The organism is Pseudoalteromonas sp. T1lg24 (genome assembly GCF_002964745.1).
Lineage (GTDB): Bacteria > Pseudomonadota > Gammaproteobacteria > Enterobacterales > Alteromonadaceae > Pseudoalteromonas > Pseudoalteromonas spongiae.
Genome location: NZ_PQCB01000006.1, coordinates 14,519 through 26,982, shown reverse-complemented (window position 1 = coordinate 26,982; position 12,464 = coordinate 14,519). Strand labels below are relative to the sequence as shown.

12 protein-coding genes are annotated in these 12,464 nt (G+C 41.9%); 5 read left to right on the top strand and 7 right to left on the bottom strand.

All coding sequences use genetic code 11. The features are described 5' to 3' along the window. Positions 1–88: 88 nt before the first annotated feature. Positions 89–1,669 carry a cation:proton antiporter family protein gene (locus C2M30_RS03085; protein WP_105170636.1) on the bottom strand — a complete coding sequence of 527 codons (1,581 nt, stop codon included), beginning with the start codon at positions 1,667–1,669 and terminating at the stop codon, positions 89–91. A 213-nt stretch (positions 1,670–1,882) separates the two neighbouring features. Here C2M30_RS03085 and C2M30_RS03080 point away from each other — a divergent pair, with 213 nt between their 5' ends. Then, entirely contained in the window at positions 1,883–2,626 is a 744-nt protein-coding gene (locus tag C2M30_RS03080; RefSeq protein WP_010560493.1) for a sporulation protein, read from the top strand. Between the two features lie 50 nt (positions 2,627–2,676). Beyond that, on the top strand, positions 2,677–3,132 hold the full coding sequence (locus tag C2M30_RS03075; protein WP_105170635.1) for a GNAT family N-acetyltransferase: 456 nt from the start codon (positions 2,677–2,679) through the stop codon (positions 3,130–3,132). 78 nt (positions 3,133–3,210) lie between these two features. Here the strand turns inward: C2M30_RS03075 and C2M30_RS03070 are convergent, their stop codons facing one another. The 5 genes from C2M30_RS03070 to C2M30_RS03050 all read right to left on the bottom strand — a co-directional run bounded on the left by C2M30_RS03070 (position 3,211) and on the right by C2M30_RS03050 (position 7,989). After that, the gene (locus C2M30_RS03070) at positions 3,211–4,560 is read right to left on the bottom strand and encodes a sodium-dependent transporter (protein ID WP_105170634.1); all 1,350 of its coding nucleotides are present in this window, start codon (positions 4,558–4,560) and stop codon (positions 3,211–3,213) included. A 165-nt stretch (positions 4,561–4,725) separates the two neighbouring features. Continuing rightward, positions 4,726–6,036, bottom strand: a complete 1,311-nt coding sequence (locus C2M30_RS03065; protein WP_105170633.1) for an ATP-binding protein — start codon at positions 6,034–6,036, stop codon at positions 4,726–4,728. Positions 6,037–6,039: 3 nt separating this feature from the next. Then, complete coding sequence (locus C2M30_RS03060) at positions 6,040–6,738, bottom strand: response regulator (protein ID WP_054978388.1); 699 nt, start codon at positions 6,736–6,738, stop codon at positions 6,040–6,042. Then, positions 6,738–7,163: a DUF3019 domain-containing protein gene (locus C2M30_RS03055; protein ID WP_105170632.1), complete on the bottom strand. Its 426-nt coding sequence runs from the start codon at positions 7,161–7,163 to the stop codon at positions 6,738–6,740. Before C2M30_RS03055 ends, C2M30_RS03060 begins: the two co-directional genes overlap by 1 nt. Continuing rightward, the gene (locus tag C2M30_RS03050; RefSeq protein ID WP_105170631.1) at positions 7,153–7,989 is read right to left on the bottom strand and encodes a MipA/OmpV family protein; all 837 of its coding nucleotides are present in this window, start codon (positions 7,987–7,989) and stop codon (positions 7,153–7,155) included. The genes C2M30_RS03055 and C2M30_RS03050 overlap by 11 nt, the downstream gene beginning before the upstream one ends. 198 nt (positions 7,990–8,187) lie before the next feature. On the opposite strand from C2M30_RS03050, the gene C2M30_RS03045 reads away from it, so the two are divergent. Continuing rightward, entirely contained in the window at positions 8,188–9,339 is a 1,152-nt protein-coding gene (locus tag C2M30_RS03045; RefSeq protein ID WP_105170630.1) for a serine hydrolase domain-containing protein, read from the top strand. Between the two features lie 37 nt (positions 9,340–9,376). Here the strand turns inward: C2M30_RS03045 and yhbY are convergent, their stop codons facing one another. Further along, the gene (yhbY, locus tag C2M30_RS03040) at positions 9,377–9,673 is read right to left on the bottom strand and encodes a ribosome assembly RNA-binding protein YhbY (RefSeq protein ID WP_010560485.1); all 297 of its coding nucleotides are present in this window, start codon (positions 9,671–9,673) and stop codon (positions 9,377–9,379) included. Between the two features lie 86 nt (positions 9,674–9,759). Here yhbY and rlmE point away from each other — a divergent pair, with 86 nt between their 5' ends. Next, complete coding sequence (gene rlmE / locus C2M30_RS03035) at positions 9,760–10,389, top strand: 23S rRNA (uridine(2552)-2'-O)-methyltransferase RlmE (RefSeq protein ID WP_010560484.1); 630 nt, start codon at positions 9,760–9,762, stop codon at positions 10,387–10,389. 67 nt (positions 10,390–10,456) lie between these two features. Then, a complete protein-coding gene (ftsH, locus tag C2M30_RS03030; RefSeq protein WP_105170629.1) occupies positions 10,457–12,415 on the top strand; it encodes an ATP-dependent zinc metalloprotease FtsH in 1,959 nt (652 codons plus the stop codon). Positions 12,416–12,464: the final 49 nt, after the last annotated feature.

Here is a 12,464-nt window from a genome sequence, read left to right as displayed (position 1 = left end):
AGAGTAATGGATAGGTAAATATTACTCTGAATAACGATAAAAGTGTTACAAAAATGTAAATGAACGTAATCGAACTGAGTGGTTTATGCTAGCTCGCTTTAGAAAACACCTTTTCTTTTACGTGTTCAGCAAAACCGCTACCAGCTTCTAAGTAAAAGTTAAAGGTTGAATGAACACCCATATCTTCTAGCTCTTTTTGTTGGTCGCGATAATTGGCGATTGCGGTTACTTGACCAGAGAAGCCTGACGCTTTTAGCTGCTCAAGGGCGTACAAGTTTTGCGCGTGTTTTGGCATGGCTAACATTACCATTTCTACGTCTGAGTGATTAATGCGGTTCCAAAAATCGGGATCGGTGGCATCGGCTAAAATGGCAAATCGATCGCGCTTGATATGCTTTTCTACTGTGTCAGGGTTAATATCTACACCGGCGACCGATTCAGGGTAGCTTTGCGCAATTGTTTCATAGGCACCAGTACCAACACGGCCCATACCAAAGATCAAGATTTTCGCTTTGTTTAAGTTAACCGGCATTTCTTCGGCTAAGCGTTTGCTCGATTCAAAGCGCAGTAAGAAATTCTCATATTTTACGTAAAGCTCGTTTGATTTGTTATTAAGCGGCGACGCAATAATAAAGGTTATGGATACTGCAATTGCAAGCACCGCGAGCCATTCGCCCGTTAACCAGCCACTCGATACGGCTAGCGCACAGACAATCAAGCCAAATTCACTGTAGTTTGATAATGAAAATGCACCGAGTAGGGAAGTGCGCGCACGCAAGTGAAAAGCGTTAGTAAATAGGTAGTAAAGTAGCACTTTAAGGGGTAACACAATAATTAAAACTGCAGCAACTAAGAGTGCATTGAGCGTGAGCTCGGCGTTAAGGCCAATTGTTAAAAAGAATCCGACTAAGAAGAGATCTTTAAAGCTTAATAGTGCCTTAGATAGTTCGCTTGCTTTTTTATGTGGCGCTAAGATCATACCAATAATCAGTGCACCTAAGTCACCTTTTAAGCCCGCAAATTCAAATGCGTGATAGCCAACCACTAACGCAAAGAAGAAACCAAATAGCGGGAGCACTTCACCGTGCTTTGAACGCGCAAGCATCCAGTAAAATGCGGGTCTAATAAGTGGCAAGGCAAGTACCAATGCGATTGCCCAATAGTTTGGCAGCTTACCTGTACTAATCGCTAAGAAAACAACAGCAAAGATGTCTTGCATGACCAAAATACCGATGGCGACTTTACCGTGTAAGCTGGCCATTTCACCGCGTTCTTCAAGTACTTTTACCGCGAAAACGGTGGATGAAAAGCTTAGTGCAAATGCCAAAATGGCTGCGGATTGACTCGATAATTCTGAAAATAGAGGCAGCTTTAACCAGCTGAGCCCCAGTAAAGCCGCCCAAAACAACACGCTACACAATACAATATGCAAGGTTGCAGGCCCCCAAACTTGGGCTTTTATTAGATTGCCAATCTTTAATTTTAGGCCAATGCTAAATAGCAGTAAGGTCACGCCTAGATTAGCCATTGTTTCAAGCAACTCGGTACTTTGATACCCCGCAAGATTAAGCACAAAACCGGCACATAAGAAGCCGATCAGCGGTGGTAATTTAAACTGTAAAATAATGAAGCCGCAAATAAAGGCTGTTGCGTAAAACAATAATTCCATAGAGTATTTTATAATTCTCAGTTAAATAGTAAGGCTTTTCTTAGTCTATCTAAAAACACCGTGCTGTGCTACGAAATACGCTCAGCGCAAGCCAATCAAAGGTGCAATCTAAACTAAAATGTAATCAACTTTTAACAAGTATAACTTTTAACTGACAAATTAATATTTTTATGGTTAATATGCAGTATAAGTATAAAGAACAAGGTGAGTTATATGTTCAAAAAAGTTCTCGCATCTATCGGTATTGGTGCGGCAAAAGTGGATACCGTGCTACATACTGAGCATTTACTGCCAGGGCAAAAATTTTCAGCAGAAGTTATCATAACAGCAGGCGATGTAGAGCAAGATATTTCAGGATTAGAGTTAGCCTTAATGACTAAGGTTAAAGTAGAGTCAGACGAAGGCGAGTATTTTGCAGATCATGTGTTAGATAAATGGTCGATTGTTGATCAAAGAACATTGCAGCCAGGTGAAGAATTACGCATTCCATTTGAAGCGCGCTTGCACTCAGAAACGCCAATTACCGAAATATCACAGGGCATTAATCAAAGCGTAGTTTGGATTGCAACTGGTCTAAATATTGATTTTGCGCTCGACGCAACCGACCGAGATCCGGTTTATGTATACCCAAATGAAGCGGTAAAAACTTTTATGCTAGCAATGGAAAAATTGGGCTATAAATTGGTTAAAAGCGATGTTGAAAAAGGCTATTTACGTACGTCTAATTTCAATTCCACATCAGGGTGTTATCAAGAGCTTGAATACAAGCCTGCAGGTCTAAAAGTGTTTGGTCCGAAGGAAGTTGAGTTGTCATTTGTGCCTGAGGCATTGAAAACTCATGTGTTAATTGAAGTAGACCGAATGTTTGGCTCAGATGGTTACGCTGATTTGACCATTGAGCATGATCAGGTCAACCTGAGCCAAATTTGCGATCAGCTAGAACACATTTTCAGCTAAGCGAAGATAATTATCTAAGGGGCTGAGGCCCCTTTTTTATTGGGTGCATAATGACAAAATTTTATAGTAAAACATTTAATGAACTGACAAAGGTAGAACTCTACGCCATTTTAAAGTTGCGCGTTGATGTCTTTGTGGTTGAACAAAACTGCCCGTATGAAGAGCTTGATGGGTTAGATTGCGAGCCGCAAACCCAGCATATTATTGGTTATGACGATAATGATGTTGTTGCCTATGCGCGTTGTTTAGCGCCAAAGATTAACTATGAGAACAGCGCGGCGATTGGTCGAGTGCTCGTTAAAAAAGAGGCGCGAGGTAAAGGGCTTGCACACGCTATTGTGTCGCTTGCCAAAGATATTTGTATTTCACATTGGCCTGAGCAAGGGATTGAAATATCAGCGCAGTGTTATTTAACTGAGTTTTACACTGAACTTGGCTTTCAAGTAGACGGTCAAGAATACCTCGAAGATGGTATTCCGCACATTCATATGAAAGCGGTTTTGTAAAAAATTTTCTAAGCCTAAAACTAAAAAGCCGATGAATACACATCGGCTTTTTATTTATCTGTTTATGTCTTTAGCTGGTTAGGTAAATGAATGAATAAATACCGCCGCAATAGCGAGAGGACACACAAATTTTGTGTACCATGGCCAGATTTTCCAGAACACGCCTGATTCAACGTCTTCATTACCTTGTTTAATTTCTTCAACAAGTGAATTTCGTTGCCAAATCCAGCCCGCGAATATACAGCAGAACATCGCGATAATTGGCTGACCATATTCTGTTGCCAATGTTGCCACAAAGTCGAGCATCGTACCGATGTTAAAAATAATCACAAAGCTGATGGCTAAAATACCAATACCAGTCCACGTAGTCGCGGTTTTACGCTCAATATTATGGCGCTCAACAAGATAAGATACAGGGCCTTCTAACATCGATATTGACGACGTAAGTGCGGCAATCGACATCAGGATAAAGAATGCCAAACCAACAAACACACCCAGTTGACCCATAGAATCAAATAAACTTGGTAATACTTGGAATACTAGGGTTGGGCCTGCGAGCAGTGAGCCATCCTCAGCAAAAATTTGAACGCCTTGTTCCAATGCAACGTACATTGCCGGAATGACTAAAAGACCTGCTAAAAATGCAATTGATACGTCAATAAATGTAACTTGTGCGCCGATGGTAACCATGTTTTCTTTTTTCGAAATATACGAACCATAGATCACCATTACGCTAGTACCCAATGACAGTGAAAAGAACGCTTGGCCAAGTGCACTAATTAGTAGGTCAGGATCAAGTACTCGTGAAATATCCGGGTTAAGGTAAGCTTCTAATCCTTTGTCTGCACCATCTAGGGTTAATACATAGATGATCAATAAAATAAGCAGAGCAATCATTGCAGGCATCAAACGCTTAGACCATTTCTCTATGCCATCTTCTACGCCATTACGAATAATAATCACGGTTAAAAACATAAAAATTGCACAGAAGAAAATATTGCGTGCCACACTATCGCTAACGGCCCACTCTGCAACGCTGGTGGCACCAACGATGGTTGCACCTGCCTCTACGGCGTAAGATGTCATCCAACCGGCTAAAATACCGTAAAAGCTTAAAATAAGCGCTGCACAGACAATGCCGCCAAAGCCGACAATAAATGCGAAGCGTTTTTGTGTTTGCGTACGAGAAAGTTTTTCAAGAGACGTTACGGCATTCGCTTGGCCGTATCGCCCAATTAGAATTTCAGCCATAAATGCAGGATATGCTAGGCAAAACGCTAAAATTAAATACATTAATACAAACGCTGCACCACCATTAGTTGCCGTTTGTGTTGGGAAGCCCCAAATATTGCCAAGACCAACAGCACTGCCTGCTGCCGCCATGATAAATCCTAGTCGAGAGGAAAACTCTCCACGTGAAGCACTCATATATTTTTCTCGTTATTAGTTTGCCGCCCAATCTACTGTAAATTGAAATAAATTAATAGAGTGAGTTCGCTTGATTTAGATCAATAAGATTAAAAAAATGTAAACAATCAAATTCGCTAAATTGCTAAATGTAATAGTTGCGTAATTTGTTAAAGGGCGAGCGGGCTACCATGAGCTGGTCTTGTTCTTTAAATGGCAGCGATGTGGCAAGCGTAAAGTAAATTTTGCACCGCCAAGTTCTTTGGAGCGAGACACTTTAATATCGCCGAAATGCCATGCGATGACTTTTGCTACGATAGCAAGCCCAAGGCCATAGTTTTTGGCCGCGCGGTTACGGTGATTTTCTTGCTGGAAGAAGGGCTTTAATACGTTATCTAGGTTCGCTTCATCAATGCCTGGGCCATCGTCTTCAATTTCAATAAACGTGTCAGCGTGGGTTTGCGTGGTGCTAATCGTAATGGTGGTTTTTGCAAAGTCAGCGGCGTTACTTAGCAGATTGACAATGGCGCGGGCTAACCAGTGCGGATCCACATAAAGCTGCTGGGTATCTGATTTTATTTCAAGTTTGATAGATTGCGCATTGAGTTTAGGTTCAACTTGATAAAAACAGTTATCAAATAGCTCACTGCTGGTGATGGCAGTAGGCGATATTTGATACGATTTTTGCTCAAGGGTCGCGTACTCTAAATAGCTATTGAGCATGGATTCCATTTGGTCTAAGTCGTTTTCCATGCGTTCAAGGTAATGCTGAATTTTAGTTGGATCTTTGGTATCTATCGCGGCATCTAAGCCAAACCGTAAACACGCTAGGGGAGTGCGGATATCGTGCGACATACTGGATGCGAGTAGTTGGTTTTCTTCGATCAGCTGCTGTATTTGGTCGGCCATGCGGTTGTAGCTGGTTTCTAGCTCACGAATATAGCTTAGCCCGGTTAAGTTGATACGCGCATCGAGGTTGCCATTGGCAAATTGTGCGGTGGCCTTATTTAGCAAACTTAATCGTTTGGTGAGCGGCGCGAGCCACCACCACATAAAAATGCAAATGCCAAGATAAAAACCAACGGTTAAAAAGAGATCGGTACGATTAGTTGGCATTGGCGGCTTTTCAACACGCAACTGAATATGGCTATCGGCTAATGCAGCACTTGTTTGAATCAAGTAAAAGCCTAATTCGTCTTCTAGGGTAATACCGCCGGGCACCAGTAATTCACCGTGCAGTTCACGGGGCAACGCAAGCTCGCTATTACTGTGGTAGCTCAAGCTAAAATGACTCGCTTGGGTGAAGCGTTTTAAAAAGGCTTCATGTTCGCTTTTAGGGTGGTGGCTTATTTCAGCAACCACGCCTGCAAGTATTTGCTTTTCAACTTTAAAATTATCGTGAGTACTCGGAGGCGCACTTAATGAATCAATCAACCAACCAAGAATAAATGATGAAATCAGTGCGCCTGTGATCAGGCTAATATAAAGCTTTTTCATTAACTACCAAGCTTGGCTTACGAACAAATAACCTTTACCCCAAATGGTTTTTATTTTATTTGGGCTTTGAGGGTCGTCGCCAATTTTCTTACGAAGCGCAGAAATAAGCACATCAACGCTGCGATCTAAGCCGTCGTATTCTCTGCCTTTGGTCGCTAAAAACACGCTATCGCGGTCGAGAATTTGATCCGCATTTGATGCCAAGTAAAACAACAAGGAATATTCCGCATTTGAAAGGGCGAGTTTAGTACCATCTAAAAATACGTCGCGTGACAAGGTGTCGATTTGTAAACTTCCAATGCTGATCTCATCAGAATTGGCATCCGAGCCCCCTTGTTTTTCACGCATTACTGCATTGATACGCGCAAGTAATACACGTGGACGCACAGGTTTTATGACATAATCACTTGCGCCTACTTCTAAGCCAAGTACTTCATCAATTTCATCGCCTTTTGCTGTCATCATAATAATTGGCTGATGATAGAAAATACGTAAATCGCGACACACACTCATGCCATCTTTACCTGGCAGCATTAAGTCTAGTAATACTAAATCGGGGTTATGTTTTTTTACTGCCTGCACAGCTTCGTCACCACGATGACACAAAACAACGTCAAAGCCTTGTTCAACTAAGTACTCACTTACCCATTGTGCAAGCGATGTGTCATCTTCAACTAATAGTATTTTTTTTGCTATATCCATTAAAACAGTCTCCACCGACGTTTCTTTCGCTTATTGGTGTATACCCAATTTACTTTCATTTCTACGGGCTCGCTGATTTGCCCTGAGCTAATTTCAACTAATTCGTATTGCACTGCTTCTGGCGAGTTAAACTCACTGTCTAGTTCACCAAAGGTACTGCTATACCAGCAGCGAATCAGTTTTTTATCATTTACTGTGCGAATACAATAATCGCCTCTGACCGGCGCATGCCACTGGAACTTTAATTTGGTGTAACAGTGTTTTCCTTGACGCAATGCCACACATTTTTCAGGGAAAATGGCCAGTTCAGGGTGCGATAATGGCAAATTGACGTTCTTTTCGGCGTTGCCAAAGCACATGCTTGCGAAGCAAAATAACGCAATAAGCTTGAGCTTAATAAGGACAAATTTAAGGTTAAAATACATATCGTATGCCAACCTTAGCTTTATGTCGTAAGCTGTTAGAGATTAATGGACTGTTGCTAATTTCCTTTGAATACCAAGAGGATAACCAGCCACCAAGAAACACCCAATCTTCGTTAATTGGGTATTCGGCGTGAATTTCAAAGGTCAGACTGTAAGCGGCACTTGGGTTGTACTGTGGTCTAAATCCGGCGATTGCTTCGTTGGCATCGACGCCAAAGTAATAACCAGTGAAATCCGATGAATAAATATTTAGGCCCGAGCCAACACGAAATTCCCAATTGCGATAATCTTGAATCGTACTAATAAAACCACTTGCCCAAAGGCTTTTGTGTGCACCTGAAATGTCGTGGAGAATTTCTAACGATAACTGGTGGGTTTTTTCTTTACGGGTAAGGCGAAGACCCGCATTAAAGTCATCTTCACGTTCTTTCACGCCGCGAAGTTCAGATACTAAATCGTCGTCGTAAAAGGTGCCAGTCTCGTCAAAGCCTTCATGGGCGTTAATCGCAAATAAATCGAGACTCCAGTCATACTTATCAACGAGGTTGTAACCAATCGTCAAACCACCTGAAAGTTGTGAGTTATCAACATCAAAATAAAATTTGTCGTAGTTGATGGCAACGTTGATGTTTAATTCAAAACCATCTTGGTAGTCCACACCTTGTAAATAGTGTTTATCGACATAGTAGCCAGCACCAAAACTCCAATCCCACGTGAACCCGTCACTTGCCTCAAGTGTGTTGTCTGCATAAAGCCGATTACTAGCAAGGCAGGGCGTCGCAAGCAAGGTGCTCAAAATAAGAAGTGAAATTGTAATTTTGTTCATTGTAATAATTATAGTTGTACTGATCTGTGGCTAAATGCTGTTTAATAAAATACGTATTATATGTATAAATGTGTAGTTCACATGTAAAAAAATGTAGTTGTTCAGGTTGGACAAACAAAATATTTAAAAGTTTTGCCTGCATCCTTGTTATTGGCTTGTTAAACTATGTGCGTATTTATTCCGAGAATAGCGATATATATGCGGTTTTTGTTTTTCTCAACATTTTTGAGTTTTAGTTGTTTTTCAGTTGCGGATAGTCTTGATAACGCAAACGAACAGGTCGATTTTGACCGTTTTGTTAAAGGTTACAAGAACACCATGGTATCTAAATTAAGAAAAAAAGGGATCCCAGGTGCGGCACTGTCAGTTGTAAAAGTAGATGCGGGGGAGTTTGCCTATGGCTATGGCAAAACTAAACGCATTAGCGGTAAACCTATTACCACCAGTACACGCTTTCGTTTAGCGTCGGTATCAAAAACATTTGCGGGCTCTTTGGCTGCAAAGCTCGCCAGTGAAGGGCAGTTAAAGCTTGACGATACGGTGACTAAATATCTGCCGGATTTTCATTTTCACAGTCGTGATAAAAAGCTGCGGGTGTCGCATTTATTAAGTCATAGCAGTGGCCTTGTGCCCAATGCGTACGACAATCTTATTGAATCACGCATGTCTTATGACAAAATTAAAAATAAGCTTGCAGAAGTAGAACCGATTTGTTCTCCGGGGCGTTGTTATGGTTATCAGAATGTGATGTTTAGCCTGATTGGTGATGTAATCGAAAAATCCACGCAGATAGATTACAGCACCTGGGTAAATGAATTCATGTTTAAACCGTTAAACATGAAAAATGCGAGTCTTGGTATACAAGCCATGATGCAAGATGACAATTACGCTCATCCACACGTGCGGGCACGCAAGCGTTGGTACACCACAAAAATTAAACCAAATTACTATAAGGTTGGTCCTGCAGCGGGCGTTAATGCCAGTGCAGATGATATGGTGCAGTGGCTCAAAGCACAGCTTGGCCAATACCCTAGTGTGTTATCAAAAGAATCACTGGCGCTGCAAAGTACACCACAAATTAAAACCAAAAAAGAGTTAAGGCGTCGAGTTTGGCGTAAAAACCTAAACCAAGCTCATTACGGATTGGGCTGGCGCATTTACGACTACAAAGGTGAGAAAATTTATTATCACAGTGGCTGGGTGCAGGGATACCGTGCTGACGTGTTGGTTATTCCAAGGTTAGAGTTAGGCTTTAGTTTGATGATAAATGCCGAAGCTGGCATTTTGAACGAGCTGACTACGGATTTTCTTGATTTAACCTTAAAGCAATACAATAAAAAACGCGCATAAAGCGCGTTTTTTTTTACAGGTTAAAATATGTTTTCCGTTAACCTTTTGGCAATTGGATTTTCTTATCTTCGCTTTGTTTATAAAGCACAATAATATGACCAATCGTTTGTAGCTTGATAGCGCCCGTTTCGCGAACAATGGCTTCAAAAATAAGCGCTTTAGTTTCACGGTCACTGGTTGGGACTTTCACTTTAATTAGTTCGTGAATGCCAAGTGCGTTTTCAATTTCGAGTAACACACCTTCTGTTAAACCATTTGCACCTAAAAGAACAACTGGATTTAACGCGTGTGCTTCGCCTTTTAAAAACTGCTTTTGTTTGTTTGATAACTTCATATTTAGTAAATTTCGCAGAAATAATCTTGAATTAAGGGTATTCTACCGCCATATATCCAATATTACTAATTCTAGAGTAGAATTTAATGGCTAATAAAAAGCATTCGGCAAGTTCAAAACGCTGGTTAAAGGAGCATTTTGATGATGTATATGCCAATGAAGCCCGTAAACTCGGGTATCGCTCGCGCGCTTACTTCAAAATTGAAGAGCTCGACAAAAAAGATAAATTAATTCGCCCGGGACTTACTGTGGTGGATTTAGGTGCCGCACCAGGTGGTTGGTCGCAATATGCGGCTGATAAGGTTGGTGATAACGGCACAGTAATATCTTGTGACATTTTACCTATGGATCCCCTGCCTGGCGTTGAATTTTTACAAGGTGACTTTCGTGAAGAAGCGGTACTGGATGCACTGTTATCACGAATTGATGGTAAGAACGTTGATCTTGTGATGTCGGATATGGCGCCTAATATGAGCGGAAATAACGTGACAGATCAGGCAGGTAGCATGTACTTAGTCGAACTTGCATTTGATATGTGCCATCAAGTACTTAAACCAAATGGCAATTTTGCTGTCAAAGTGTTCCAAGGAGAGGGATTTGATCAATTTGTTAAAGACTTACGTAATAGTTTTAAGACCGTTAAAATTCGCAAACCAGATTCGTCGCGTGCGCGCTCTCGCGAAGTTTATATAGTAGCGACAGGTTACAAACTGTAGTACAGTATTTAAAGTTAAAGATTTTTTTCAATGTTAGATAAGACAAGAGGTTAATGCCTTGAGTGATATGGCTAAAAATTTAATTCTCTGGTTGGTAATCGCCGTAGTTTTAATGTCGGTATTCCAGAGTTTCAATCCAGGCGAAGGGGCTAACCGCCAGCTCGCATATTCGCAGTTTGTAAAGGATGCCCGTGCAAAACAAGTGCGCGAAGCGAAGTTTGATCGCACAGCTGGCATCGTATACGGCACAAAATTAAATGGTGAACAGTTTAAAACTGTTATCCCTATGCACGATCAGTACATTGTTGACGAGCTGATCAAAAGCGGTGCAATTGTTGAAGGTGTAGAACCGGAAGAGCAGTCATTATTGGCAACTATCTTCATTTCTTGGTTCCCAATGTTACTACTTATTGGTGTTTGGATATTCTTCATGCGTCAAATGCAAGGCGGTGGCGGCAAAGGTGCCATGTCATTTGGTAAGAGCAAAGCACGCTTAATGAGCGAAGACCAAGTTAAAACGACATTTGCCGATGTAGCTGGTTGTGATGAAGCAAAAGAAGACGTTACTGAGTTAGTAGATTTCTTACGTGACCCATCAAAATTCCAAAAGTTGGGTGGTAGCATTCCGAAGGGCGTACTGATGGTAGGTCCTCCAGGTACAGGTAAAACGCTACTTGCAAAAGCGGTTGCAGGTGAAGCAAAAGTACCATTCTTTACAATTTCAGGTTCTGACTTCGTAGAAATGTTCGTTGGTGTTGGTGCATCGCGTGTTCGTGACATGTTTGAACAGGCTAAGAAAGCTGCACCTTGTATCATCTTCATCGATGAAATCGATGCGGTAGGCCGTCAGCGTGGTGCAGGTCTTGGTGGTGGTCACGATGAGCGTGAGCAAACACTTAACCAAATGCTTGTTGAAATGGATGGCTTTGAAGGTAACGAAGGCATTATCGTAATTGCTGCGACTAACCGTCCAGATGTACTAGACCCAGCGCTATTGCGTCCTGGTCGTTTTGACCGTCAGGTAGTTGTTGGTTTACCTGATATCCGCGGTCGTGAACAAATTCTTAAAGTACACATGCGCAAAGTGCCTCTGGCAGACAACGTAGAGCCAGCGCTAATTGCACGTGGTACACCGGGCTTCTCAGGTGCTGATCTAGCTAACCTAGTGAATGAAGCTGCTCTTTTTGCTGCGCGCGGTAATAAGCGTGTTGTTAGCATGGCCGAGTTTGACGCTGCTAAAGATAAAATCATGATGGGCGCAGAGCGCAAGTCAATGGTCATGAGCGAGCAAGAAAAAGAAATGACGGCATACCACGAAGCTGGTCATGCTATTGTAGGACGTTTAGTGCCTGAGCATGATCCTGTTTACAAGGTATCAATTATCCCGCGTGGTCGTGCACTTGGTGTAACTATGTATTTACCAGAGCAAGACCGTGTAAGTCATTCTAAGCAACATTTAGAGTCGATGATTTCAAGCCTTTACGGTGGCCGTATTGCTGAAGAACTCATCTATGGCGCAGATAAAGTGACCACAGGTGCGAGTAACGATATTGAACGTGCAACTGATATTGCACACAAAATGGTTACGCAATGGGGTTTAAGTGAAAAACTAGGTCCGCTTCTTTATTCAGAAGATCAAGGCGAAGTTTTCATGGGTCGTAGTCAAACGCAGAACAAGAGCATGTCTGGAGAAACGGCTAAGCTTATTGATGCGGAAGTACGTGACTTCTCAGATCGCAACTATCAACGCGCTGAAGATATTCTAAAAGAAAATATGGATATCCTTCACGCAATGAAAGATGCGCTAATGAAGTATGAAACGATTGATGCTGCGCAAATTGATGACCTAATGGCGCGTCGCGAAGTGCGCCCACCACGTGATGCACATGATCGTAAAGACGATGACAAGCCAAGTGCTGGCGCAACAGCTACTGGCGATAAAGAACCTCAAGCAGAAAAACAGGTTGATACAGAGAAAAAACCTGAAAATAAACTTGATGACACCGACCAACCATCGGTAAACTAACAACCCTAAAAACCCCGAGCAATTCGGGGTTTTTTAAATCTACATTTCT